20 protein-coding genes are annotated in these 26,607 nt (G+C 28.3%); 16 read left to right on the top strand and 4 right to left on the bottom strand.

The window, feature by feature from the left end; translation table 11 throughout:
* The first annotated feature begins 23 nt into the window (after positions 1 to 23).
* The 6 genes from rpoB (at position 24) to AANAER_RS12370 (ending at position 11,530) form a co-directional block, all read left to right on the top strand.
* Positions 24 to 4,169 (top strand): DNA-directed RNA polymerase subunit beta, encoded by a 4,146-nt coding sequence (gene rpoB / locus AANAER_RS12395; protein WP_129082171.1) that lies wholly within the window; start codon positions 24 to 26, stop codon positions 4,167 to 4,169.
* Positions 4,162 to 8,694 carry a DNA-directed RNA polymerase subunit beta' gene (gene rpoC, locus AANAER_RS12390; protein WP_129082170.1) on the top strand — a complete coding sequence of 1,511 codons (4,533 nt, stop codon included), beginning with the start codon at positions 4,162 to 4,164 and terminating at the stop codon, positions 8,692 to 8,694. The genes rpoB and rpoC overlap by 8 nt, the downstream gene beginning before the upstream one ends.
* A 230-nt stretch (positions 8,695 to 8,924) precedes the next feature.
* Positions 8,925 to 9,113 carry a hypothetical protein gene (locus AANAER_RS15105; RefSeq protein WP_228711157.1) on the top strand — a complete coding sequence of 63 codons (189 nt, stop codon included), beginning with the start codon at positions 8,925 to 8,927 and terminating at the stop codon, positions 9,111 to 9,113.
* A 90-nt stretch (positions 9,114 to 9,203) separates the two neighbouring features.
* Positions 9,204 to 9,491 carry a YciI family protein gene (locus AANAER_RS12380; protein WP_129082168.1) on the top strand — a complete coding sequence of 96 codons (288 nt, stop codon included), beginning with the start codon at positions 9,204 to 9,206 and terminating at the stop codon, positions 9,489 to 9,491.
* Positions 9,492 to 9,645: 154 nt separating this feature from the next.
* Positions 9,646 to 10,905, top strand: a complete 1,260-nt coding sequence (locus AANAER_RS12375; protein ID WP_129082167.1) for a tyrosine-type recombinase/integrase — start codon at positions 9,646 to 9,648, stop codon at positions 10,903 to 10,905.
* Position 10,906: 1 nt separating this feature from the next.
* On the top strand, positions 10,907 to 11,530 hold the full coding sequence (locus AANAER_RS12370) for a hypothetical protein (RefSeq protein WP_129082166.1): 624 nt from the start codon (positions 10,907 to 10,909) through the stop codon (positions 11,528 to 11,530).
* A 221-nt stretch (positions 11,531 to 11,751) separates the two neighbouring features.
* On the opposite strand, the gene AANAER_RS12365 is transcribed toward AANAER_RS12370, so the two are convergent.
* Together AANAER_RS12365 and AANAER_RS12360 are read right to left on the bottom strand one after the other, a co-directional pair.
* A complete protein-coding gene (locus AANAER_RS12365) occupies positions 11,752 to 12,273 on the bottom strand; it encodes a hypothetical protein (RefSeq protein WP_129082165.1) in 522 nt (173 codons plus the stop codon).
* A 586-nt stretch (positions 12,274 to 12,859) separates the two neighbouring features.
* Positions 12,860 to 13,522, bottom strand: coding sequence for a glyoxalase superfamily protein (locus tag AANAER_RS12360; protein ID WP_129082164.1), 663 nt, complete (start codon positions 13,520 to 13,522; stop codon positions 12,860 to 12,862).
* Positions 13,523 to 13,918: 396 nt separating this feature from the next.
* Between AANAER_RS12360 and AANAER_RS12355 the strand changes: the two genes are divergently transcribed.
* The 10 genes from AANAER_RS12355 (at position 13,919) to AANAER_RS12310 (ending at position 23,027) form a co-directional block, all read left to right on the top strand.
* A complete protein-coding gene (locus AANAER_RS12355; protein WP_129082163.1) occupies positions 13,919 to 14,956 on the top strand; it encodes an ATP-binding protein in 1,038 nt (345 codons plus the stop codon).
* Between the two features lie 5 nt (positions 14,957 to 14,961).
* Positions 14,962 to 17,178 carry a S8 family peptidase gene (locus AANAER_RS12350; protein WP_129082162.1) on the top strand — a complete coding sequence of 739 codons (2,217 nt, stop codon included), beginning with the start codon at positions 14,962 to 14,964 and terminating at the stop codon, positions 17,176 to 17,178.
* A gap of 269 nt (positions 17,179 to 17,447) precedes the next feature.
* A complete protein-coding gene (locus AANAER_RS12345; RefSeq protein ID WP_129082161.1) occupies positions 17,448 to 17,660 on the top strand; it encodes a hypothetical protein in 213 nt (70 codons plus the stop codon).
* A gap of 4 nt (positions 17,661 to 17,664) precedes the next feature.
* Positions 17,665 to 17,955 (top strand): hypothetical protein, encoded by a 291-nt coding sequence (locus tag AANAER_RS12340; protein ID WP_129082160.1) that lies wholly within the window; start codon positions 17,665 to 17,667, stop codon positions 17,953 to 17,955.
* Between the two features lie 58 nt (positions 17,956 to 18,013).
* Positions 18,014 to 19,792, top strand: coding sequence for a hypothetical protein (locus AANAER_RS12335; protein WP_129082159.1), 1,779 nt, complete (start codon positions 18,014 to 18,016; stop codon positions 19,790 to 19,792).
* A gap of 830 nt (positions 19,793 to 20,622) precedes the next feature.
* Complete coding sequence (locus AANAER_RS12330; RefSeq protein ID WP_129082158.1) at positions 20,623 to 21,372, top strand: hypothetical protein; 750 nt, start codon at positions 20,623 to 20,625, stop codon at positions 21,370 to 21,372.
* Complete coding sequence (locus AANAER_RS12325) at positions 21,372 to 21,602, top strand: hypothetical protein (protein WP_129082157.1); 231 nt, start codon at positions 21,372 to 21,374, stop codon at positions 21,600 to 21,602. The genes AANAER_RS12330 and AANAER_RS12325 overlap by 1 nt, the downstream gene beginning before the upstream one ends.
* A complete protein-coding gene (locus AANAER_RS12320; RefSeq protein WP_129082156.1) occupies positions 21,603 to 22,427 on the top strand; it encodes a metallophosphoesterase family protein in 825 nt (274 codons plus the stop codon).
* Between the two features lie 41 nt (positions 22,428 to 22,468).
* Positions 22,469 to 22,774 (top strand): hypothetical protein, encoded by a 306-nt coding sequence (locus AANAER_RS12315; protein WP_140544112.1) that lies wholly within the window; start codon positions 22,469 to 22,471, stop codon positions 22,772 to 22,774.
* Positions 22,767 to 23,027 (top strand): hypothetical protein, encoded by a 261-nt coding sequence (locus AANAER_RS12310; RefSeq protein ID WP_129082154.1) that lies wholly within the window; start codon positions 22,767 to 22,769, stop codon positions 23,025 to 23,027. The genes AANAER_RS12315 and AANAER_RS12310 overlap by 8 nt, the downstream gene beginning before the upstream one ends.
* Positions 23,028 to 23,053: 26 nt before the next feature.
* Here AANAER_RS12310 and AANAER_RS12305 read toward each other — a convergent pair whose 3' ends face one another.
* Both AANAER_RS12305 and AANAER_RS12300 read right to left on the bottom strand, forming a co-directional pair.
* Positions 23,054 to 25,897: a hypothetical protein gene (locus tag AANAER_RS12305; RefSeq protein WP_129082153.1), complete on the bottom strand. Its 2,844-nt coding sequence runs from the start codon at positions 25,895 to 25,897 to the stop codon at positions 23,054 to 23,056.
* Positions 25,884 to 26,603 (bottom strand): hypothetical protein, encoded by a 720-nt coding sequence (locus AANAER_RS12300; protein WP_129082152.1) that lies wholly within the window; start codon positions 26,601 to 26,603, stop codon positions 25,884 to 25,886. Before AANAER_RS12300 ends, AANAER_RS12305 begins: the two co-directional genes overlap by 14 nt.
* Positions 26,604 to 26,607 lie beyond the last annotated feature (4 nt).

Genomic DNA, 26,607 nt, shown 5'->3' with positions numbered 1-26,607 from the left:
CCACATTTTTTATAAGGTCGACAATGTTAAACTCTTTAAAATCTGGTAATAGACTTAGAGTTGATTTTGCAAAAAATCCTCAACAAATCGAAATTCCAAATTTATTACAATTACAACAAAGTTCATATGAAAATTTTCTAATGATAGGAAAAGATGATAGAACTGAAGCGGGTATTGAAAAAGTATTCAAATCAGTGTTCCCAATTCATGATGCTCAAAATAGAATAACATTAGAGTATATAGGCAGCGAAGTGGGGAAACCTAAATATGATGTAAGAGAATCAATGGTAAGAGGACTTACTTACTCTATTCCGTTAAAAATTAATATTAGACTTACATTATGGGATTTAGATGAAAAAACCGGTGAAAAAATCGGTGTAAAAGATATGAAAGAGCAATCTTTATTCATCCGAGAAATTCCTCTAATGACAGACAGAACTTCATTTATTGTAAATGGTGTTGAAAGAGTTGTTGTTAATCAGTTACACAGATCTCCGGGTGTAATTTTTAAAGAAGAAGAATCAAATACAGCAGGTAACAAATTAATTTATACAGGGCAAATTATTCCTGATAGAGGTTCTTGGTTATATTTTGAATATGATGCAAAAGATGTATTATATGTAAGAATCAACAAAAGAAGAAAAGTTCCTGTTACAATTCTTTTTAGAGCTTTAGGTTACTCAAAAGAAGATATTATCAAACTTTTTTATCCTATATTAAATGTAAAAATTAAAAACAATAAATTTTTAACTGAATTCAATCCTGATGATTTTACGGGAAGAGTTGAATTTGATATTAAAGATGATAAAGGTAATTTAGTAATTGCGGCAGGAAAAAGATTAACTGCTAGAAAAGCAAAAGCTTTAGTAGACGGCGGATTAAAACTTGTTGAATATCCAGTTGATTTATTAATGGATAGAAGTACAGCAAATACTATTTATGATCCTGAATCAGGTGAAGTTTTATTTGATGCTTTAACACCGCTTGATGAATTAAAACTTAAAAAACTTCTTGATTTAGGATTTGATAATTTTGATATAGCAAATGATTTAGCTCCTAGCGTTGATGATTCTATTATTAATGCTTTTAAAGCAGATGCTGAATCTTTAAAATTATTAAAACAAACAGAACAAATTGATGATGAGAATGATTTATCAGCTATTAGAATTTATAAAGTTATGAGACCGGGTGAACCTGTAACAAAAGAAGCAGCTAAAGAGTTTGTTAGAAAACTATTTTTTGATCCTGAAAGATATGACTTAACAAAAGTCGGTAGAATGAAAATGAATCATAAGTTAGGTGTAAGTGTTCCTGAATATGTTACTGTATTAACTTATGAAGATATTATAAAAACAGTTCAATATTTAGTTAAAGTTAAATCTGGGCACGGTCATATTGATGATAGAGACCACTTAGGAAACAGAAGAATTAGAGCAATCGGGGAACTTCTTGCAAATGAGTTGCACTCTGGACTTATTAAAATGCAAAAAGCAATTAGAGATAAAATGACTACATTAAGTGGAACATTAGAAGATATTATGCCACACGATTTAGTTAACTCTAAAATGATTACTTCGACAATTACCGAGTTCTTTACATCTGGGCAATTATCTCAATTTATGGATCAAACAAACCCATTATCTGAGGTTACTCATAAAAGAAGACTTTCTGCACTTGGTGAAGGTGGTTTAGTAAAAGAGAGAGCTGGATTTGAAGTAAGGGACGTTCACCCGACTCACTACGGAAGAATCTGTCCAGTTGAAACTCCAGAGGGACAAAATATTGGACTTATAAATACTTTGTCGACTTTTTCAAAAGTTAATGATTTAGGATTTATCGAAGCTCCTTATAAAAAAGTTATTGATGGTGTAGTTACTGATGAAATTGAATACTATACTGCGACTCAAGAAGAGGGGAAAACTATTGCTCCTGGTTCAACAAAAGTTGATGACAACGGGAAAATTATCGAACCTCTAATTGAAGCTAGACAAGACGGTGAAATCTTGTTAGTTGAGAGAAGTAAAGTTAATTTGATTGATATCTCTTCTCAAATGGTAATGGGGGTTGCAGCTTCACTTATTCCTTTCTTGGAACACGATGATGCCAACAGAGCCTTGATGGGATCAAATATGATGAGACAAGCCGTTCCTTTACTTAGACCAAATGCACCTATTGTAGGAACAGGGTTAGAAAAAATCGTAGCAAGAGATGCTTGGGAAGCAATTAAAGCCAAAAGAGGCGGTATTATTGAAAAAGCCGATGCAAAAAATATTTATATCAGAGGTGAAGATGAAACAGGAGCTTTCATCGATCACTATGAAGTAAATAAAAACGTTAGAACAAATAATAACACATCTTTTGGACAAAGAACAGCTGTAAAAGAGGGTGATGTTGTAGAAAAAGGTCAAGTTATTGCTGACGGACCGTCTATGGATAACGGAGAATTAGCAGTAGGTGTTAATGCAATGGTTGCCTTTATGCCTTGGAACGGTTATAACTACGAGGATGCGATTATCCTTTCTAGAAGATTGATTAAAGAAGATGCTTTCACCTCTGTTCATATTTATGAAAAAGAAGTTGAGTGTAGAGAGTTAAAACACGGTAATGAAGAGATAACAAGAGATCTTCCGGGTGTAAAAGAAGAGTCTATTACTCATCTAGATAATTCAGGTATTATTAAAGTAGGAACATATGTTAAACCAGGAATGATACTTGTAGGTAAAGTAACTCCTAAAGGTGAAATCAAACCAACTCCTGAAGAGAGATTGTTAAGAGCAATTTTCGGTGAAAAAGCAGGACATGTTATAAATAAATCTTTATACTGTCCGACATCAATGGAAGGTGTAGTTGTTGATGTAAAAGTATTCACTAAAAAAGGTTATGAAAAAGACGAAAGAGCTATTACCGAAATAGAAGCAGAAAAAGCAGAACTTGATTTAAAACATCATGATAAACTTTTAATGCTTGATAGAGAAGAGATTCTAAAAATCAATGATTTATTATCTAAATCTCCTTTATCAAAAGATGTAGAAGTAGAAGGAACTGTTTATAAAAAAGGTGACAGTATTCCTGTTGATATTTTAGCCGGTGTAAACAGATTTGCTATGAAAAAAGTTGTATCATCATATTCAGGTGATGTTGAGAAAAAATATAATGATATTAAAGAGTATTTTATAAAACAAAAAGCAACTTTAAGAGAAGAACATGAAGAAAAAATTCAAGTTCTAGAGCATGATGATATTTTACCAAGCGGTGTAATTAAACAAGTTAAAGTTTATGTAGCAACAAAAAGAAAAATCAAAGTCGGGGATAAAATGGCAGGACGACACGGTAATAAAGGTATCGTTTCAAACATTGTTCCTCAAGTTGATATGCCGTATTTAGAAAACGGAACTACAGTTGACGTTATTCTTAACCCGCTAGGGGTTCCTTCAAGGATGAATATCGGGCAAATCTTAGAAGTACACTTAGGACTTGCAGGTAGAAAACTGGGATATCAAATTCAAGAGATTTTTGATGCTAAAAAAGCAGATTTTATTACTGAACTTAGAACAAAAATGGCAGAGATTGCCGATGTTGCTAAATTAATGAACGGTAAAAAATTTATGGAAAATTTATCTGATGATGAGCTAATAAATTATGCAAGAGATTGGTCAAAAGGTGTTAGATTTGCTACTCAAGTATTTGATGGAGCAAAAGAAGCAGAGTTTAAAAAATTGTTTGAATTAGCAAAAATCGATTCTGACGGTAAATCAACACTTTATGACGGTAAAACTGGTGAAAAAATGAAAGAGAGAGTAAACGTAGGTTATATGTATATGTTGAAACTTCACCACTTAGTTGATGAAAAAGTTCACGCAAGATCTACAGGACCTTACTCACTTGTAACACAACAACCAGTTGGTGGTAAAGCACTATTTGGTGGACAAAGATTCGGGGAAATGGAAGTTTGGGCACTTGAAGCATATGGTGCTACAAATGTATTAAAAGAGATGCTTACAACAAAATCAGATGATGTTGAAGGTAGAACAAAAGCTTATAGAGCTATCGCAAACGGTGAAAATGTTCCAAGTTCTGGTGTTCCAGAAACATTCTTCGTATTAACTAAAGAGTTAAAAGCTTTAGGGTTAGATGTAGAGATTTTCGAAGAGGTAGAAGACGATGAGTAATAACGAAAAAATTTTAGAGCCAATTGAAGTAAAAGAACTAGAAAGACCAAAAGACTTTTCAGCTTTTCAATTAAGATTAGCAAGTCCTGAAAAGATCCTTTCTTGGTCTTCAGGAGAGGTAAAGAAACCTGAAACAATTAATTATAGAACATTAAAACCTGAAAGAGACGGTCTTTTTTGTGCCAAAATTTTTGGACCTGTAAAAGATTATGAGTGTCTTTGCGGTAAATATAAAAAAATGAGATACAAAGGTGTTGTATGTGAAAAATGTGGTGTTGAAGTAACATCAAGTAAAGTAAGACGACACAGAATGGGACACATTGATTTAGTTTCTCCTGTTGCTCATATTTGGATGGTAAGCTCACTTCCTACTAGAATAGGAACTCTACTTGGAGTTAAACTAAAAGATTTGGAAAGAGTTTTATATTATGAAGCATACATTGTTGCAGAACCAGGTGAAGCTTATTATGATAATGAAAAAACAAAAAAAGTTAATAAATACGATATTTTAAATGAAGAACAATTTAGAACAATTTCTGATTTGTTTGACCATACAGGATTTGAAGCAAATATGGGTGGACAAGTAATTAGAGATTTACTTGAGACTCTAGATTTAATTGAACTTCTTAATACTCTAAAAGAGGATATGGCAGGGACTAAATCTGAAGCAAAAAGAAAAACAATCGTAAAAAGACTAAAAGTTGTTGAAAACTTTATCAATTCTGGAAACAGACCAGAATGGATGATGCTTACAAAACTTCCTGTTCTTCCACCTGATTTAAGACCTCTTGTTGCTCTTGACGGTGGTAAATTTGCCGTTTCTGACGTAAATGACCTTTATAGAAGAGTTATAAACAGAAATAACAGACTTAAAAGATTAACAGAACTTGATGCACCTGAGATTATTATCAGAAATGAAAAAAGAATGCTTCAAGAAGCTGTTGATGCGTTGTTTGACAACGGTAAAACAGCAAATGCGGTAAAAGGTGCAAACAAAAGACCTCTTAAATCATTATCTGAAATTATTAAAGGTAAACAAGGACGATTTAGACAAAACCTATTAGGAAAAAGGGTTGACTTCTCAGGAAGATCTGTAATCGTTGTTGGTCCTAGTTTAAATATGGATCAATGCGGTATTCCTAAAAAAATGGCTCTAGAGTTGTTTAAACCGCATTTAATGGCAAAATTAGAAGAAAAAGGTTATGCAACTACACTTAAATCGGCTAAAAGATTGATTGAATCTCAAACAAATGAAGTTTGGGAATGTTTATCTGAAATTGTTGATGAGTACCCAATTTTACTTAACAGGGCTCCGACACTTCATAAACTTTCAATTCAAGCGTTTCACCCGACACTTATTGACGGTAAAGCTATTCAGCTTCACCCATTAGTTTGTGCTGCATTTAATGCCGACTTTGACGGTGACCAAATGGCTGTTCACGTTCCTTTATCGCAAGAAGCTATTGCTGAAGCAAAAATTCTTATGATGAGTTCTATGAATATTCTTTTACCGGCTTCAGGACGTGCTATTGCAGTTCCATCTCAAGATATGATTTTGGGTATTTATTATCTATCATTGGAAAAAGAGGGTGTAAAAGGTCAACATAAACTATTTGCAGATGTAAATGAAGCAAAAATTGCACTTGAAATGGGAAAAGTTGATCTTCATGCAAAAATCAGAACAAAAATAGATGATAAAGTTATTCATACAACTATAGGTAGATTGATTGTTCATGAAATCTTACCTGATTTCGTTCCTGTTGAATTATGGAATAAAATCTTAAAGAAAAAAGATATCGGTGCCTTAGTTGATTATATCTATAAACACGGTGGATATGAAGTAACTCCAAAATTCTTAGACAATCTTAAAAACTTAGGTTTTAGATATGCAACAGATGCAGGGGTATCGGTATCTATCGATGATATTAGAGTTCCGCCTTCAAAAGTTGAACATATTGCTAAATCTAAAAAAGAGGTTATTGAAGTTCAAAGACAGTTCTCTCAAGGGTTGTTAACTGAGCAAGAAAGATATAATAAAATCATTGATATCTGGACTGAGGTTAATAATACTTTGGGTACTGAGATGATGGATCTTGTAAAATCAGATAAAGACGGATTTAACTCAATTTATATGATGGCTGACTCGGGAGCTAGGGGTTCTGCTGCTCAAATTAGACAATTGTCTGGTATGAGGGGACTTATGGCTAAACCTGACGGTTCAATTATTGAAACACCTATTATTTCTAACTTTAGGGAAGGTCTAAACGTACTTGAGTACTTTATTTCTACTCACGGTGCTAGAAAAGGTCTTGCCGATACTGCACTTAAAACAGCAAATGCAGGGTATTTGACAAGAAAACTTATTGATGTTTCACAAAATGTTAGAATCACAATGGAAGATTGCGGTACTCACGAAGGTATCCAAATTACGGATATTAGTTCAGGTAATGAATTAATTGAGTCTTTAGAAGAAAGAATCACAGGTAGAGTAATCGCTGAAGATATTATTGATCCAATTTCAAATGAGATTTTATTTACAGAAGGAACTTTAATAACAGAAGAAGATGCAAAAGTTGTTGCAGAAGCTGAAGTAAAATCGGTAGTTATTAGAACTCCACTTACTTGTAAAGCTAAAAACGGTCTTTGCTCTAAATGTTACGGGTTAAACCTTGGAGAGCAAAGAAAAGCAAAACCTGGTGAAGCAGTCGGGGTTGTAGCAGCACAATCAATCGGGGAACCAGGAACACAGCTTACACTTAGAACTTTCCACGTTGGGGGTACTGCAAGTGCTACTCAAACAGAAAGAGAGTTAAGAGCAGATAAAGAAGGTTTTATCAGATACTACAATATCAAAACTCATACAGATGTTGAGGATAGAAAAGTAGTAGCAAACAGAAGAAATGCAGGTATTTTATTGGTTGAGCCTAAAATCAATGCACCTTTTAAAGGTAATGTAACTGTTGAAACTGTTCACGAAGAAGTAATTTTAACTATTACAAACGGTAAAGAAGAGAAAAAATATTACCTTAGAAAAAATGATGTTGCAAAAGCAAATGAACTTGCGGGTGTTTCAGGAAAAGTTGAAGGTAAACTTTATTTACCTCACAAAGACGGTATAGAAGTTGATGAAAATGATTCAATCGTTGAAATGATTAGAGATGGATGGAATGTTCCAAACAGAATCCCTTATGCATCTTTATTAAGAGTTCAAGACGGGGCACCTATTACAACAACTATAGTTTCAGGAGCAATCGGTACGGTTAAATACTACAAACTTCACGGTGATTATCTGGAAAGAAAAGATGATATCAAAAAAGGTGAAAGAGTAGAAGAAAAAGGTCTTTTCTCTGTAATTGTAGACGGTGACGGCAGAGAAGCGTTAAGACACTATATTTCAAGAGGTTCGGTAGTTAACTTAGATGATAACACTCCTGTTGAAAAAGATAGCGTAATTGCATTACCTGCAAGTGACGAACAAGTAGTAATCGCTGAATGGGATCCATACTCAAATCCAACAATTGCCGAAAAAGCCGGTAAAATTGCATTTGAAGATATTATTCCAGGTGTTACTGTTGCAGAACAATTTGATGAATTAACAGGTACGTCAAAACTTGTTGTAAACGAGTATATTCCTGCTGGATATAAACCTTCTATTGTAGTTGCTACAGATAAAAAAGAGTTGATAAAATATGCTTTAGAGCCTAAAACATCGCTTTTTGTAAATGAAGGACAAGAGGTTCAAGTTGCGGATATTTTAGGTAAAACACCAAAAGCTACTCAAAAATCAAAAGACATTACAGGGGGTCTTCCAAGAGTATCTGAGTTATTTGAAGCAAGAAGACCTAAAAATATTGCAGTTCTTGCATCATTTGACGGAATGGTAACATTTGGTAAACCTTTAAGAAACAAACAAAGAATTATTATTACTGATGAAAACGGTAATAAAGGTGAATTCTTGGTTGAAAAATCTAAACAAATCCTTGTAAGAGAAGGGGAGTTTGTACATGCAGGTGAGGCTTTAACAGACGGTCAAGTTTCTCCTCATGATATTCTTAGAATTTTAGGTGAAAAAGCGTTGCATTACTTTATTGTATCAGAAGTACAACAAGTATATAGATCTCAAGGGGTTAATATCGCCGATAAACATATTGAGGTTATTACATCTCAAATGTTAAGACAGGTATCTATCGTAGATGGTGGAGATACTAAGTTTATTATAGGTGATATGGTATCTAAAAAAAGATTTATGCAAGAGAATGAAAAAATCGTTAAACTTGGCGGTAAACCTGCTATTGCAGAGCCTTTATTACTTGGTATTACAAGAGCTGCTGTTACATCAGATTCTATTATCTCTGCTGCATCTTTCCAAGAAACGACAAAAGTTCTAACTGAAGCTGCAATTAGTGCAAAAATGGATATGTTAGAAGACTTAAAAGAGAATGTTGTTATTGGTAGAACAATTCCTGTAGGAACTGGTCTATACAAAGACAAAAAAGTTAAATTTGAAGATTACGAAGAGAATTAAAATTAGGGCTTGGTCCCTAATTTGATAAGATGGATATATTAACTCTTTTCTTCATCTTTGTAGCCATAGAGATTTTTGAATCGAATTGGCAGAAATCTGACTCATTATATGGGTTAATTTATAATAACTACGCAGTATATAAAAAAAATATAATTTTTTTCTTCCTTTTAAATCCCGGGTTTATTTACGCAATTTTTTTGATTATCTATCTTCACAATAACAGTTTTTTGATGCTTAGCATAGTAGGTATAAAATTTTTGGATATCTCTTTAAAGTTAAATATAATGAAAAAAATTGATGAAGAGATTGCTCTTGAAGAGGTTATGCCAAATATAAAAATGGGATTTGTTTTTAGATATATAAATGTCCTTATCTATCCACTCAGTTTTGTTCTTTCAGAAAATTATTTTAATTTTTAATCTTATTTTGTTTTTGATAAAAGCAATTATTAATTAAACTGTAATTATTAAATGCTAAAATACTATATTTTAAATTAGAGGAGAGTTACCATGCAATATCTTGTTATAGCTTATGACAATGAAGGTGCTTTAGAAAAAAGAATTGAAGTAAGAGATGCCCATGTTGAAGGTACTAGAAAATTAATGGCAGAAGGCAAAATAATTGATGCAGGTGCTCTTACGGAAGAAGATCAAATGGTAGGTTCAACACTTTTTGTAGATTTTGAAAATGATGATGAAATAAACAATTGGCTTGAAAATGAACCCTATGTGGTAAACGGTGTTTGGAATATGGACGAGTTCCAAATCGTTCCTGTTAAATTATTGCCAAAAAATTAATTATCTACTCAAATAAGCCCTTTCTATAGGGCTTTTGACAACTAGACTCTTTCATAACTCATCATATCGTATCATATTAAATCAGAACAAATCAAGTTTTTTTTAGGTATTATTTAAGGTAATGATACATTTTAAAAAAGTGAGTACCTGAAAAATGCCAAAAATATCAAAGCCTCTTACAACTACAGAAATTAAAAATGCAAAATACACATCAAAAGATGAATACAAAGAATTAAAATTAAAAGACCCTAATGCAAAACTAAATAATAAGCTTGCCGATGGAAAAGGATTATATCTACTATTAAAACCTAATTCTAAAATGTGGCGTTTTGATTTTAGGTATGGTGGAAAAAATCTTAGTATGTCTTTTGGTATTTATCCTGAAATAGGATTAAAAGAAGCTAGAGAAAAAAGAGAAGCAGCAAGAGAACTATTATCAAAAAATATAAATCCAATATCAGAAAAAAGAATTAAAAAAGCTTCAGAATCACTAACTTTACAAAATGTAATTGATGAATGGATTGACCTTAGAAAAAAAAGCTCAAGTACTGCGACTATAACACAAAACAAAAGAATATTAAAAAATATAACTGATTGGTTAGGCAATATTGCAATTAAAGATATAAAAAGAGTTGATATAATTAGTGCATTGGAAAAACTACAAAGTAGAGGAGTTATAGAAACTGCTCATAGATTATTATCCTTAATTAATAAAATATACATGTTCGCTGTTACAAAAGAATATGTTGAGCATAATATAGTTGCAAATATTGATAAAAAATCAGTTTTAATTCCTAATCAAAAAGATACTCATTTAGCAGCAATTACAGAACCTAAAGATATAAAACAACTTTTACTAGATATTAACTCAATTGGTGAGAAGTTAAAGAGTGATATAAGTACTATATTTATATTTAAACTTATACCTTATGTGTTTGTAAGAAGTGAAAATATAAGGCTTATGTGTTGGGATGATATCAATCTGGAAAAAGGTGTTTGGGAAATACCAAAAGAAAAAATGAAAATGAAAGTAGACTTTGTTTGTCCTCTACCAAAACAGGCAATTGCTATTTTAAAACAAATAGAACCTTTCTCAAGACATAGAAGTAGATTTGTATTTCCTTCTCCATATAAGAACGATAGAGGAGTTTCAGGTGCTACCCTGTCTGATACATTAAATAAGTTAGGTTATCAAAATAAACACACTTTCCATGGTTTTAGAAGTATGTTTTCTACTATTGCACATGAATTATATAAAGAGCATGCCTTTCATTCAGATATTATTGAATCATGTTTAGCTCATAAAGAAAAGAATAAAGTAAAAGCAGCTTATAACAGAGAATCAAAATATAAATATTTTGAAGAAAAAAAAGAATTAATCCAATGGTATGCGGATTGGTTGGATAGGCTTTAGTATGAAAAAAAATATATATGATGAAATATTAGAATATACAATTTATTTAATGAATACTTTAGAACATGAATCTATAGAATTTACTAAAAGAAAAATTCACAGAGCAACAAATGTTATTAAGAGAGAAAACTCAATTTTGAGGAATATCAATAATCCATCAAAAGAAGAGTATGAAGAAATTATTAAAAGTAAATCATCTTTTGACATAAAAGAGCATTATGCGTCAAAACAATTTGCAGAACTAATTTTGAAAGTTACAAACAATAAAATTTCTACATTTGCAGATAAACTTAAAATTCTTGATGTATCTGAAAAAATTAAAAAGTATATTAAAAATGATTATGAAAGAGTGAGAGCAATTAGTTTAAGTGAGATTATCCTTTTAGATAGAATGGCAAATGACAATGAAAAACTTATTGATGAAGCTATTGAATGGTTAGAAAATAATGAAAAAATTACTAAAAGGAGACCAAAAATAAAAGAATTTGAAAAATGGTTAACTAAAAAGAGTAACTATAAGAAAAAGAACAGAGGTTATAAAAAAATTAGAAAACCAGACTCAATTAAAGAAAGAGAAAACAATACAAGTATTAATTTTAATAATTGCACTTTTATTTTTAATTAAAATAATTATAACTAAAATTCTTGCCAAAAATGAATCAAGAGAGACTGCTCAGAGTTTTGTGTCAGCAACAGATAGTTCCTAAAATTTTGGCATAGGTAAACTTAACCTAATTTGTGCCAAATATTACAGATTTTGGAACTTGTTTTTATGACTTACTTTTATGTATTAGTTAGTGTTTATAGAACACTATTATAAGTTTAATCTACATATTATATTACTTATCAATCAAAAAACTTATCTTTAATACTGATTCCTAAAAAAGATTCTTCAATATTTAAAGATACTTTTTCTCCAGTTTTAACATTATTATAGAAATCTATTGTAGAACAATATAAAAAACTTAAGTTATTATTCTCTAACTCCAATTGTACAGGACATAAAAAGCTACCTTGATTACGAATAACATTTTTCCTAATAACTATAAATTCTTTAACATCATCTTTTGAAATTATCTTATGAATATAAAATGATGTAGGATAAACTATTACTCCATGCAACAAAACAATAAAAATGCCAGATATAGTTAAAAAAGCTATATAAGATTTCACTCCACAAAGAGAAAACTTGATTTTTTTATTCTTAATATTTTTAAATAGCCATATAGAAAAATAAATTGCTAAAGCAAATTCAAAAATAAAAATTAAGTTTCCTAATTCTTTGTCCATAAGAAAATTAGTAAATACAAATATTATAAACCCAAAAAATGCATAAATTAAAAAGAAATAAACAATTTTTTTAATCATTAATACCCTTATAAAATATAATAATACTATAATAAATTTAAAACATTACATTAACTAACAATTTTAATAAGACTAAGTTAAAATATATTTATTCAAAGTTAACTTTATCTGACAACAGAAAATAGAACAAAAATTTTTGACAGGCTATTCCTCACCCTCTTATTTTGGGAACACAAAATATTAAAATGAGTTTTTCGTGTTCCCCAAAGTATTCAAGAAGTTGGATTAATAGATTCTCTCAAACCCTTAGGAATATTTGAACAATAAAAATCACTTTTTAAGTCATAAGTTCAAATTCTTCAATACTACTTTTCGATTGCCCATTCTTGCTGTTTTAATTTATCTAAGAAGTTAGATGAGATTCAAGTTCTGATTGTAATGTAGCTTCAGTAAGTTGTTTGATAAGGGGAGTTAAAACTCCATCCTTACCATCTATTTCACCAACTTAATTTGTTCAAGGGTATCTGTTAAATCAAGTGTTTGATTCATTGTTCAATCCTTTAGAATAAATTCTATCAGACTGATACAAAATTTCTAACACTTCCAATCAAGATAAAAAATAATAATCTATCTTTATTCTTTAATATTAATTTTCTTCTTTATTTTTCTTATAAATTTTTTCTAAATCTTCTTGTGTATATTTATTTGAATAATTTCTTAGAAAAGTTTTGTTAATTATAACACTATGCATTAGTTGAACAAAATCTATATGTATATCTGTATTATACCAACCTTTCCAACTAATGTGAGATAATGTATCTAAAAAATCAGTCATAGAGTTAATATTAAACTCAATATGATAATCACTTGTAGCTTTTTTTACATCAGGATAAACAAAAAAAGAACAAGTATTATAAGTTGGAGAGAAAAGGACTCTTTTAGTTAAGTTTTTTTTCATTCTGACAAGAATATAATAATTTTCTTCTCCCGCAGCTAATTCCATATGAATTAAAATATCAAAATTTTTAATTGATTCTACGTAGACGAAATTATAATCAATAGATGGGTATTTCTCTTCATGTTCTTTATCTAAATCTTCAAGACTCATACTGTTAAGAAAACCAAATGTTGATGATTTTGAATTTTCTAAAGCTTTATATGTATTATAATTCTCATAACCTAAAGATTTAGCAGCTAAATTTAATGAAGCAGAATGAGAAAGTTTAAAATCCATTTTTTCTAGATTTTTAGCTAAATTTTTAGCAACTGATTTGATATTTGACACGTTTGTATGTAATGTAGTAGGCATAAGTATTTCCTTATTATATAAGTAATTCATCTTTAATAATAAAAGTTACAATGCTCTAGTTTTGCTCCGAATTACTATATTAATAACAAGGGCTTAGGTTTTAAAAATAGATTTTAGCCATACATTATGTTTAGAGCGGTCTGGAAATCTAAATAACCAAAAAAATTTTAGCAAATTTTTAATTAAAATGTAATTGATGAAGTTAATGAAGTTTATTTTTAAAATTTTATATGAAATAAGGAGCAATAAATCAAGGTAAAATTTATAAATAATAAAAGTTTCAGTTAATACTTGTTAGAAAACAAAAAGAATTAACTTTTAAAGAAAGTTTTAAAAATATTGTCCCAACTATTGACTTTATGTCCCAAGTTGGTTATAATACGAAAAGAGGATAAAATGAAAAAAAAGAATATATTAAACTTAATAAAATATTATGCTGAAAAGAATGATTCAGCATTTAGAAATGAAGCATATGAAATTGCAAAATATTTTGATAAAAATGATGATTATCAACTTTCAGAATATATTATGGCTTTATTATCAGATGCAAATACATTTTCTCCTCAAATTGATTCAAATGAAAAAAAATTTGTTAAACGAGTTGAAACATCAAGTAATCCATTGCCATTGCCAAATTCAATTAAAGATAACATAGTTGGCATTATAAATGCAATAGGTCATAATGCGGGTGTAAATAAATTTCTATTTGAAGGACCTCCTGGCACTGGAAAAACTGAGTCAGCAAAACAAATTGCAAGAATACTTGAAAGGGAATTATTTATAGTAGATTTCGATTCTGTAATTGACAGTAAGTTAGGTCAAACTTCTAAAAATATAGCATCTCTTTTTAATGAAATTTGTTCTGTATCTAATCCCAATAAAGTGATTGTATTATTTGATGAAATAGATGCTATTGCAATTGATAGAATTAATTCTAATGATTTGAGAGAAATGGGAAGAGCAACATCTTCAGTTCTAAAAGGATTAGATACGCTAGATGATAATATTATTTTAATTGCAACTACAAATTTATATAAATCATTTGATAAAGCATTACTCAGAAGATTTGATGCAATAATCGACTTTAGTAATTATACAAAAGAAGATTTAATTGAAGTAGGAGAATCTATTTTAAATGAATTGCTATTAAAATTTAAATTTGCTGGAAAAAATGTCAGGTTATTTAAAAAGATACTTAATTCTTTGGATGTGATTCCATATCCTGGTGAGTTAAAAAATTTTATTAAGACTTCTATAGCTTTTAGTGACTCAAGTAATGAGTATGATTATTTAAAAAAATTGTATATAAGTATACATAAGAATGAAGAAAATATGAATCCAAAATATTTGAATGCTAAAGGATTTACAGTTAGAGAAATAGAAATTTTAACAGGTATCTCAAAAAGTCAAGTATCTAGAGAATTAAGGGAGTAAGTCTATTGAATAATTTATTACAATTAAAAGGAAGATTTGAACAAGCTACAAGTCCAAATAGACCAGGAGCACCAAATTTACCTGCAGGTAAATCTGTAGAAGTATCAAGACTAGAAAATTTATTAGTGAATTTAAATGAATTGCAAAGCTATTGGCGAAATCAAGATTTATTACCAGGAGCTTTAATTACTGCGCATTATAATAAAATTGCTGCTAAGAGTAATAGACTTCGAGCACTTTTAGGAAATAGTTCAATCAGTCCTAATAGTACAATAGTAGGTGCAAAGTTTTCACCTGATACTTCTCCAAAGCACATAATAACACATTATGTGTCACTTGGAATTTTAAATGAATCTATTTCGCGTTTGAAAAACTGTATAAATATATTAAACTCACAGTTTAATGGTGAAATAGATCATGAAACTATTAAACAGATAAATAGTGGTGTAATTTCATATTCTCATTCTACAATTGCTAAAACTAATTTTCTTTTAGTAATTATAGATGCTTACTTTGTTGATAGATTTGATGTACTAGATTCGATAGATGAAACTATTAATGATGCCATTATTACTATATATAAAACTAATGTAAATACTACAGAACTATTAAATAGGTTAGGTATTAATATTTTATCTAATCGTATAATGGATGAAACAACTATATTATTACAACCTGATGAATTAGAAATTTTAAAAACAAGAGCTCCATTTTTAATTTCAATGGCTGTAACTAATCTATCTGAAATAACAAGAGATGATTTTGAGTTTTTTGATGATGAAGTATTAACTATAAGACCACCGGAAAATGAACCTACTATAGGCGTAATTGATACCTTATTTGATGATAGTGTATATTTTTCAGAATGGGTAGAATATACAAATATGTTACATACTGATATTCCTACAACAGGAAGAGATTTCGAACATGGTACGGCAGTTTCTTCTATAATTGTAGATGGTCCAACTTTTAATCCTCATTTAGATGATGGTTGTGGTAATTTTAAAGTAAAACACTTTGCTGTAGCTAGTGGTAATAGTTTTAATTCATTTACAATATTACGAAATATTAGTGAAATAGTAGCTCAAAATAGAGATATAAAAGTTTGGAATTTATCTTTAGGATCAAAACTTAGTGTACACTCTAATTTTATCTCTCCTGAAGCTGCAATTTTAGACAAAATTCAATACGAAAATGATGTTATATTTGTAATCGCAGGAACAAACCTATCTTCAGGAGAAATTGAAACTAGGCCAATAGGTGCTCCTGCTGATTCAATTAACTCAATTGTCGTTAATTCAGTAGATTCTAATGGAAACCCATCTTCTTATAGTCGAAAGGGTCCTGTATTATCTTTTTTTATAAAACCTGATATTAGTTATTATGGAGGTGATTCTAGAAATCCTATGAAGGTTTGTACTCCAACAGGAGAAGCACTTGTTAAAGGAACTTCCTTTGCAGCACCTTGGATTTCAAGAAAGTTAGCTTATTTAGTAAATGTTTTAGGTTTAAATAGAAATATTGCAAAAGCATTACTTATAAATTCTGCAACAGGATGGAGTGTGGAACAAAATGATCCAGCGTTAGTTGGTCATGGTATTGTTCCGAAAAGAATAGAAGATATTGTATATTGTGCAAATGATGAAATACAATTTATAATTCAAGGAACATCAGAACTATATAATACTTATAATTACAATATTCCTATTCCTGTATCCAATGAGAAACACCCTTTTATTGCAAAAGCTACATTATGTTATTTCCCTGCATGCTCAAGAAATCAAGGTGTTGACTATACTAATACAGAATTAGATATTTCTTTTGGGAGATTAAATGGTAGAACTATTAAAACAATAGATAATAATTATCAAACCCATGCTTATGATCATTATACATGGGAAGAGGATGCACGTAAATTTTTTAGAAAATGGGATAATGTAAAACATCTAAGAGAAGTTTCAACTGGAAGAAATCGTGATAAGAAAGCATATGAAAATGCTTTATGGGGAATAAGTCTTAAAACAAAAGAAAGACTTGAAGAAAAATTTGGAGAGGGGCTAAAGTTTGGTATTGTAATAACTCTTAAAGAAATTAATGGAATTAATAGAATAGAAGAATTTATTAGGAATGCCATGCTTAGGGGATGGCTAGTTAATAGAATTGATGTTGATACAAGAGTTGATATTTATAATATTGCGGAAGAAGAAATTGAATTTGAATAAGTGTTTAAAGTAATAATAAATTAATTATAAGGAGTGCGATGGAAATAAATATTTTTTGATTATATAACGGGCTTTATGTATAACCTGACGGCAATCAGGTTATTTGTTATTCAAAATATAAATAAATGGTATTAAAATAAGATAATACAATTCTCTATAAGGTTTCAAAGTGATTATAGTTTTTTGTATATTAAATATCAATAAAATTTAATTTTATAGGTATTAACCATATTTTTTTATCCATTTTGTAACATTTTTAAGGAAATAAAATGGCAAGAAAAAAAGTAAGTACAATTAGTGAAAGTAGTACTGGAAGAAATACAATGTTTCATGACAATTATTCAGGTGCAAATATGACAAGAAGTCAATTTGTTAATCAAATAGAAAAAGGCAATTATAGTAATTATCATATTCGTGTAATTAATGATATTAAGACACCTGTTAGTAACCCTGATCCTCATAGAGATAATAATTTAGGATGATGTTATGGCCGTAGTAGTTAAAAGATCAAACTTACAAAAAGACAAATATAAGTATATATGGAATCGAGACAAGGGAGATGGTGAGTATACTGGTATACAAGATAAAATTAGAATTGATAAAGATGAAGGGTATGAAGTGCTTTACTTTATAGAAGTTTTCATGAACAAACATGGTATGAAATATATATCTGATGTTCATAGTATAGAGGATGCATTACATTTACCTAGTTTCTCTAAGATTGTAATGAGAGATGAACTAATATCTCTTCTTGAAATAAAATTGGGGAGGGCATAATTAAGGATATGTGGTAACTAAATAGTTATCACATCCTCTCCTTGATTAATAAAACATTATGATAAATAAATTAAAAAAATTATGGTCCTTGATTCTCTTTTTTATAGGTATTCTTAATAAGTTTTGGCGAAATTATTTTCTTACTAATAAGGGATATGTTAGAGGTATTATAAAATTATTGCCATTGAAGTATTCACGGAAAATACTCCGGTTTTTTAGACGTAAATATATAAAAATTACTTCCCTCTCTGATATAGAACATGAGCTTCTTTTAAACTCTCTAAACAATTCATCTAATAAAAGTCAGATTTTGTTAAATACTTATATAACTTTTTTATTGTTCTGTATAGTAACTATTGCAAGTATTTCTGCAAAAGATATTTTTGTTAATACAGGGTTTAAATTTTTTACTTTTGATATTTCATTAACTACATATGAATTCACTTTATATACTTCAATATTGGTTGTGTTTGCACATATTTTTGTTGTTGAAAGTTTATTGGGACATTATATAAAGGTATATTCATTCACTAAATATTCTTTTAAGTCTAAAAAAATTCAGGAAAAATTACTATATCTGAATCCATTCAGTTTTAATCATATTTCTTTATATAGTAAACGTAATTCAAATAATTTAAGTTTCAGACTTCTTACTTTTTTTCAAATTCTTATGTTTTTACCAATTATTTTATTAATTCAAGTATGTTTTATTTCTTCATATCCAATAGTACCATTGTTTTTTATACTTATTATCGGAATAGTTAATATTATTTTATCTTTTCGTATTTATTCAAATGCATTAACTTTTATTCCTCAATACTTTTTGATGGTTTTCTTTGTAATTTATGCAGCTTTTGAGATTCTTAGCCCTATAGAAATACAGAACTTGAAAGGAACTAGTGGAAAAGATTCAAAATATACATATTCTCAAAAACTATTTCCTCTTAAATATATTAATGATATTGATTTAACACCGATGAATCCTCTTATTCATGATGGAGATTATGCAAAAGATGCAAAAGGATTATATGTAAATAATAGAGACATAAGAAGAATAGTATTAAGTCGAATTAAATTGGGAAATTCAGTATTTTCCAATACAGACTTCAATAGCGTGGAATTTAATAAAGCTATTTTAATTAATAATAGGTTTTATAATACCTATTTTAATTTTGTAAATTTCAATGATTCTTTTTTAGATCAAATAAATATAATTGGTGAATATTCTGACTATTATATGTTAGGAAAAAGAAGAGATGATTCTAAAGTTCTGAATAGTAATTTCAATAAAACTAATATAATTAATAGCAAATTCCAATACATCAATTTTGGATTAGTGAATTTTTATTCAACAAATATAATTTATAGTGAGTTTAATAATAATGAATATGAAAATTTTTTTATTTTTGGAGGAACTGTTGTCTCTACAAGATTTAATTCAAATACATTTGGATTAGATGATAAGAAGTATTTCGAAAAAATTAAAGAATTAGAAAATCAAGAATTTTATAAGAAATTTCTAAAAAATAAAGATTTTTCTGATAAAGAGAGATATGAAAGAATTAATAGGTTAAAGTTGAATTTAAAAGAAGAAATTTTTGATAGGGTTACTTTCGTAGATAGTACCTTTGCAGATAGTACCTTTAAAAATTGTAAAATTGAAGATGTGATTTTTATTAATGTAACTTTTAAGAATACAAAATTTGAAAATTGTTTATTTAGCTTTAGAAATAAAGAAGAGTTAGATAAGTCAAATATATTATTACAAAAGATTAATAGTACTAAAACAAATGTACTAATAGTGAATAATGAAATAGTAGATTCAAGTTTTTTATAAAGATAATTTTTATGGCAACTATATTGATTATTCAATTAAATTATAAAAGGAGTGTTCGCAGATGCGAACGCTTCATTTAAATTCTACCTTTTATACATTTTGGTCTTAGTATTAAAAATAAAAGAGCTTAGTTATGTTCACTATTGTGAACATAGTATTAATTAATCAAACTCTACGGCAGGAATACTTGCTTCATCAGCAACATATTTAGATTTCTTTGAAGTGGTTCAGTTCTAAATCAATTTGAATAAGATTTAACATATATAAGTTTTTAATGTATTATTTTTTTAATATATTTATTAAGTTTGATAAAAAATGTAATCATTTAAAAAGTAATAGAGGAATATAAATTCAGAACAAAAAAAGAGGGTGTTCACATATCGGAAACAATTACTTTAACTTATTGTTACTAAAATTATATCACATAATAATGAAAAGATATGAACGAATGTGAATGATTGGAATGTCATCCGATATGGAACAAATGAAGTGCGTGAAATGAGGCGAGTCTGCCAAGATATTAATAAAATTGAATGAAATGAATATTTTTTAATTCGGTTTGTAAACATATTTTGCCTTCGGCATAAATTGTATTACAAATGGCTGACTCGCTTTCAAAATGTTGATTTAAAACTATAGGCTTTTAGATGAAAAAATTATAATAGATTTTTTTAAATATTATTAATATCAAATACTTAATCATAAGATAATTATAAGATAAATATAGATAAATATAAAAATAAATGAGATAATTACATAAACCAATAAGATAATTATAAGATATTTAATAATATAATTAAATATAATTTGTATGATATAGAGGCTATAATATGAAATTTTCAAAAAAAGCAGAAGAGTTTAGCTTAAAATATAAAAATCAAAAAAAAAGAGTATCAAATTTAGAGAAATATAAAGATGATATTTTTTATCTGCGATTAGAAAAAATACCAATCTTAAAAATATTGGAATTTTTAAAGGAAGAATATCAATATGAAACTTCATATTCAAATCTTTACAACTGGATTCAAAGAAATGAAAAAAGACTAAATCAAGTAGAAAGTGATTATGTATTAGCAAAGAAAAATTATAGTGATAAAAATATAGAAATGCCAAATGAAATTTCTTCAAATGAAGTAGTTGTACGTAAAGAAAAGATTGATGTTAAAAAGGACAATAAAAAAGAAGAGCCAATAACAATTGAACTTATCGATGGTACAATTGAAAGATATAAACCCAAATATTTAAAATGTGCATATATTAAAGATAGAGGAATTGGTGATTCACAAAAAATACTTGAAAAAAATATATATTCTTTTGATAATAATTATAAAGATATTGAAATGAATATTGAAAAATTAAGCTTATTAGTTAAAGAAAAGGCATTTATCAAAAATTATTCACTTATTATCCATAATAATTCAGATATAGATAATAAAGCTCATATTTATAGATTAATAGATGGTGAATTATTTAAAATATGTGAAAAGAGTGCTAGTTATCTTATTATAAGTCTAAAAGATTTAAGGTTAAGATCAAGAGAAAGGTTTTACAATAAATATAATGAAATGGGATATAATTAATGAGTAAAGATAGTTTTGAAGAGGGCTTTATCAAATACAAAAAATTTTATAATCAACCTAAAGAATGCAGTTCGATAATAAATGTTGAGGGGTATGAATCTTTATATGTACAAGGTTTTAAACTAGAAAAAATTGACCCTGCTACAGGAGAAATATTAGAAGTTACTGAAGATGATTTAAGACAAGTTTACACAAATGAGCTAAGTGGAAATGAAGGGATTCTTTTATAGATGAAAATTGATATTTTAAGTGATGTTCATTTTGACAATTATTTTTTTAATAAATATAAAAAAGATGATGTAATCAAATTTTATAGCCAAATTATTGATTTTAAAAATCTTGGTGATGTATTAATTATTGCAGGTGATTTAGGTCATGATAATGAACAAAATATAAAAATATTAAAGATTTTAAAAGAGCATTATAAAAATATAATTTGTGTTCTTGGCAACCATGATTATTACTTAATGGGCAAAACAAACAAAAAACTATTCAAAGACTCTTTTGAAAGAGTTGACAATATGAGAGAATTAATTAACTCAAAAGAGGGTATGTATTGTTTAAATGGAAATGTTATTGAAATAGATGGGGTTAGATTTGGTGGATGTGATAGTTGGTATAATGATGGCTTTTTAAGAGTAAACTACTCTAATGGAGATTTTACTAAAAAATCTACAAATGCTATGTGGTCTAACTGTACTCCAGATGCAAAATTTATATTTGAAATTGAAAATTTTGATGATATATTTGAAATTGAAAAGCCTAAGATAGAAGCAGTTTATAAAGATTGTGATGTCATGATTACTCATGTAAATCCATCTGCAAAAAAAGATAATATAAGTATAAAATTTCAAAACAATCCTTCAAGCTCCTTTTTTTGTTTTGATGGAGAGAAATATTTAAAAAATGGGAATATGAAATATTGGATATTTGGTCATACTCATGAAGAACTTGAATATATAGAACATCATGTTAAATGTATTTGCAATCCACTGGGCTACTTTAATGAAAGTGGTAATGGCTCTTGGGTAAAAATAAAACAAATTTTAGTTTAGAAAGTATAGAAGTGAGACAAATTTATAATTATAAAAAAGTAATGAATGAGCTACATTCAAAAAAAGTAAGAACTGGTAGTGAAGAGACATTTACACCTATTGATTATATAAGTGATGATAATCTTAAAGAGTTAAGAACTAAAGGTATTACCAATTTTGAGCCTTATATTCCACTTCCTAGTGAAATTGAAAAACACAATAATTTCGTGCAGAAGATACATGATGAACTGATTGAAAAATATCCTAATGATGAATTTTTAAAATCTTTAGATAAGGAAGAAAATTTAGAAATTTTTTACTCATATGATTGGTATGAGAAATATATAAAAAAGGAAAACTATGAATAAAAATGAAATGACAATGGTTGAAAAAGAATCTGCAAAAAATCTAATATCAAGTGCAATTTGGGTTTTTGTAATACTTTTAGGTGTAACTATAGTATTTTTTAGTGATCTAGAGTATGCATATTTTATTGTTGCTATTCCAATGTGTCTAGTTTTTCTTACAAGTTTTAATAAAAAACTACCAAGAAAAACAAGAGTTTTTTTGTTTTTATTTGGAATTTTAACTATTTCCCCAATTATTACATATTACATTTAGTTTTACACAAAAAAACAATAAGAGTTTTAAACTCTCATTGTTTGTGCTTCATTAGCATTTTGTAGTGTTTCACTTACACTATCACTTACACTATGAACCTTTTCATAAATTAATTCATACATATATCCTGGCATTTTCCAAATCATTTGTACAACTAAAACAAGCTTTAAAACCATAAACGCAAATTTTGAAACACCAAAAAAGATATATTTCTTAAAAAATAATATTATCAGATTAAAAGCTAATTTTAAATTTAACTCTTTGTAAGCATAATCCCAACTAGCATTTTCAATCATATCCATAGATTTAAAAAACGACTCAATAAACAACATTTCCAAAGTATTAACTAGATTTAAACTATACATACTTAAAAAGATACACACGACAATTAAAATAGTCTTTGCATAAACTGCAATAATTTTAGCAAATGCAGTACTCATTCTCTCTTCTTGATTTTTAGCAAAAGCATAAATAAGCAAGAACATACTTGAAATAAAAGCAAATAGTTTTTCTATAACAAGTAATGTAAACAATAACACTGAGCCAGTTACTAGCGTAACAGTAATTAAAGTTGTAAATAGATTTTTAATTAAAAATGCAGCTATTTTTAAATCAAAAATATCAATTTGGTTTTCATCTTCACCAAAAGGAATAGCGTTTTTTATATCAAGGAAGCTTGTTAAAGCAAAAGTCATGCCTTTTCCAATTGGTCCTAAAAAATTCCCTAATGTATCAATTCCATTTACGAAACCATCAATTAAAAACTCTTTTATTGGATGAATAACCCTTGCGATATTATATCCACCCATAATTGCAAGAAATGGAATATCTTCAGCAATCCCTTGTATAGTACCAACCATTATATCATTTGCAACTCCCTCACTCGAGCCTGTTGCTTCTTCTAAAGCATCTTGTTGAGATTTTAAATCTCCTACAATACCCAAATTTTCAACTAGCATCTGTGTAACTGGAACATATGCCATTGCCATATATCCTTGCTTTGCAAATAAACCCCATTGAATCTCACTAATTACTCTTAGATATTCTGCTTTTGCATTTTTTTGAGAAATACTACTGAATTGTTCAAATTGAGTTTCAATTTCTCTGAGTCTTTGATCATTTGCAGTCATTTTTTTATTGTTATTATAACAACCACTTAAACTTAAAGGACTATAATATCCCGTCCTAAATTTATCTTTTTCATTGAATTTTACCACACCACTATCGATACTTCCATAATTAGGATTATATGGACTTGTATTTAGCTTTTTTTTATCCTTAGAATAAAATAGCATTGCATTAGCTTCACGCTCTGTTTTTGGAAATGGATTTTGTTTTAATTCAGAAACAGACGTAGAAAAAAATGGAACTGAAATAAATCCAGCAACATTTATAGAAGTTTCTGTATCAGTGTTTTCATTTAATGTTTTTGTTCTATACTCAGCTAACTTATCTTTAATAAGTTTAACATCATAATTTGCATAGCACATATCTGTTTCAATTCTAGATAAAGCTTCTTTCTCTTTTTTTAAGATCATTCTCTCTGTAGCTAAAGCTTGTACTTGATTTCCAGTTAAAAAGCCTGTAGACTCACTTAGTCCTGATAATGCAGATCTAATTCCTATTTCTGCAAAATAATCAGCCCAGTAATTAGTCTCACTTGCTAAAAACTGTATAGCTGCTTGAATATTTGTTTGTTGTAATACTAACTCAGATTTTATTGTTCCATCTGTTTTACTCTCATACTGAATATCAAATCTTTCAATGTCACCTGCAAAAAGCATTATAAGTGCAATAATACCAAATAAGCCCCTTTGTGGTGAATTTTCTCCACTATCTTTTTTTTGCATTTTATTTGTAAGTGTAGGTATTATCCATGTGAAAATACCATTATAAACAATAAATATAAATGCTAGACTTTGTGCTAATAAAACCATTGCATCATTTGCTTTAATATAATAATCAAGTAACATCAAAAAAGATGAATTTGCAGCAACATTAGATAAGTCTCTAATCTTAGCTTGTTTATCAGCTTCTTCAAAAAATCTATCAGAGCTAAAACCATTACCACTTATAATATCAGTAAAACTTTTCAATTGCTGCTCAAGTTTTGTGATTATAGTTTCATTAGGCAAAGTGGTATAACCTGGCATAGTTTTTAAATCTCTAGTTAATAAAGTGCTTTCTAAATCAAAAATATTTGGATTAAAGGTTACTAAATTGTCAAGTATATCCGCAAAATCTAAAAATTCTTCATCTCCACTTTTTTTATAATCAACTGTGTATTTATATTCTTGCTGATTTAAACTTTCTATAAAATCTTCATTCTCTTTTTTTAAATTTTCTACTTCCTCACTAGTATCAACATTTGATGAAGTTGAATATTTCTCAATACAACCTTTATTTTCATAAACATTTGTATATAAAGATGTTTCACTTCTTGTTGTTAGAAACTGATTCTCATCTAAAGGAGGTAAAACTGAACAAGAAATCTTTCCATTTTTTAAATCAATATAATTTATTCTACTTCTATACCCTTGATTTAAAAACATATCTTTTAGGGGTGGACATACATAGTCACGGGGTTCGCTACAACCTAAAAACTCAACATCTACGAACCAAGTTTCTTTTTCCCTAACCTTTCCAGCACGATTATCTTCCCATCTTTTTCTATAACTATCATCATTTGCACCATATTCCTCAACTTCAGTATCAATTTTTGGGTTATTTACACGCTGATCTACCAATGCAGTGGAATAAGTACTTTCCCAATTATCCTCTACATTTTCTGCTGGATTATAAGCGTTCGCACTTGCGAACAACATTATAAAGAAAATGAAAAACCTTAAAATAATGTTACTTTTCCCCATCACTAAGGCCTTTTAGAATAATTAATGCTTGATTTTTATTTTCTACAACTTTAATGCCTATCATGAGATATTGATATGAAAGTATTGTAAAAAATAAAAATATAATCAGAACAAAAAGCTTTTTCACTGGCTTAAGTGGTATTGTTCTAGGTTTAAATATAAAAAAACCACTCTTATTGCCAATTATTCGATAGTATCTCATAAAATTAGTATCAATCATCATGTCTTTAATTAACCAAAATAATAAATAGAAAAAACTAAAATTTATAAAAAGGGATGAAAAAAATCTTGAAATATCAAAAATATGATATCTAATATCAAGTTGATATGCCGGTACTGATAAGAGTAAAGCAATCAATAAAACAAGATTTTGTTTTGATTTATTCAATTTAGAGAAAAAAAGCAGAAATAAAAAAGCTAATATAATTGCTATTGCTCCTGCAAAATAATCAACATCAGTGAACTTCCAAAACAATTGTAAATAACTTGTAAACAATAACAAGAAAATAGCTGGAAGATATCTCATTATAAAAATATAACTTAGCCAAAAAGAAGAGCTTAGTAGGTGAAACATACTTTTTTTCTTCTTGTCTTTTTGAAAAATTTTATCGAAATTAAAAAATGTAATCTTCGATAAATCTTTTTCCTTAAACTCTTCGTTTTTCTTTAAAAAAAACGGTAAAAATTGTATTCTATTTTTATACATATTA

Source organism: Halarcobacter anaerophilus (genome assembly GCF_006459125.1).
GTDB classification, from domain to species: Bacteria; Campylobacterota; Campylobacteria; order Campylobacterales; family Arcobacteraceae; genus Halarcobacter; species Halarcobacter anaerophilus.
The sequence above is the reverse complement of the archived record's forward strand: the minus strand, read 5'-3'. Positions and strand labels throughout refer to the sequence as shown.

Excerpts from the sequence above, each read along its gene's own strand:
- AANAER_RS15105 (WP_228711157.1), top strand. The coding sequence starts at position 8,925 with ATGCTTAGCATAGTAGGTATAAAATTTTTGGATATCTCTTTAAAGTTA.
- AANAER_RS12355 (WP_129082163.1), top strand. The coding sequence starts at position 13,919 with ATGAAAAAAAAGAATATATTAAACTTAATAAAATATTATGCTGAAAAG.
- AANAER_RS12370 (WP_129082166.1), top strand. The coding sequence starts at position 10,907 with ATGAAAAAAAATATATATGATGAAATATTAGAATATACAATTTATTTA.
- rpoB (WP_129082171.1), top strand. The coding sequence starts at position 24 with ATGTTAAACTCTTTAAAATCTGGTAATAGACTTAGAGTTGATTTTGCA.
- AANAER_RS12360 (WP_129082164.1), bottom strand. The coding sequence starts at position 13,522 with ATGCCTACTACATTACATACAAACGTGTCAAATATCAAATCAGTTGCT.
- rpoC (WP_129082170.1), top strand. The coding sequence starts at position 4,162 with ATGAGTAATAACGAAAAAATTTTAGAGCCAATTGAAGTAAAAGAACTA.
- AANAER_RS12345 (WP_129082161.1), top strand. The coding sequence starts at position 17,448 with ATGGCAAGAAAAAAAGTAAGTACAATTAGTGAAAGTAGTACTGGAAGA.
- AANAER_RS12375 (WP_129082167.1), top strand. The coding sequence starts at position 9,646 with ATGCCAAAAATATCAAAGCCTCTTACAACTACAGAAATTAAAAATGCA.
- AANAER_RS12330 (WP_129082158.1), top strand. The coding sequence starts at position 20,623 with ATGAAATTTTCAAAAAAAGCAGAAGAGTTTAGCTTAAAATATAAAAAT.
- AANAER_RS12315 (WP_140544112.1), top strand. The coding sequence starts at position 22,469 with ATGAATGAGCTACATTCAAAAAAAGTAAGAACTGGTAGTGAAGAGACA.
- AANAER_RS12300 (WP_129082152.1), bottom strand. The coding sequence starts at position 26,603 with ATGTATAAAAATAGAATACAATTTTTACCGTTTTTTTTAAAGAAAAAC.
- AANAER_RS12310 (WP_129082154.1), top strand. The coding sequence starts at position 22,767 with ATGAATAAAAATGAAATGACAATGGTTGAAAAAGAATCTGCAAAAAAT.
- AANAER_RS12340 (WP_129082160.1), top strand. The coding sequence starts at position 17,665 with ATGGCCGTAGTAGTTAAAAGATCAAACTTACAAAAAGACAAATATAAG.
- AANAER_RS12320 (WP_129082156.1), top strand. The coding sequence starts at position 21,603 with ATGAAAATTGATATTTTAAGTGATGTTCATTTTGACAATTATTTTTTT.
- AANAER_RS12380 (WP_129082168.1), top strand. The coding sequence starts at position 9,204 with ATGCAATATCTTGTTATAGCTTATGACAATGAAGGTGCTTTAGAAAAA.
- AANAER_RS12325 (WP_129082157.1), top strand. The coding sequence starts at position 21,372 with ATGAGTAAAGATAGTTTTGAAGAGGGCTTTATCAAATACAAAAAATTT.
- AANAER_RS12335 (WP_129082159.1), top strand. The coding sequence starts at position 18,014 with ATGATAAATAAATTAAAAAAATTATGGTCCTTGATTCTCTTTTTTATA.
- AANAER_RS12365 (WP_129082165.1), bottom strand. The coding sequence starts at position 12,273 with ATGATTAAAAAAATTGTTTATTTCTTTTTAATTTATGCATTTTTTGGG.
- AANAER_RS12305 (WP_129082153.1), bottom strand. The coding sequence starts at position 25,897 with ATGGGGAAAAGTAACATTATTTTAAGGTTTTTCATTTTCTTTATAATG.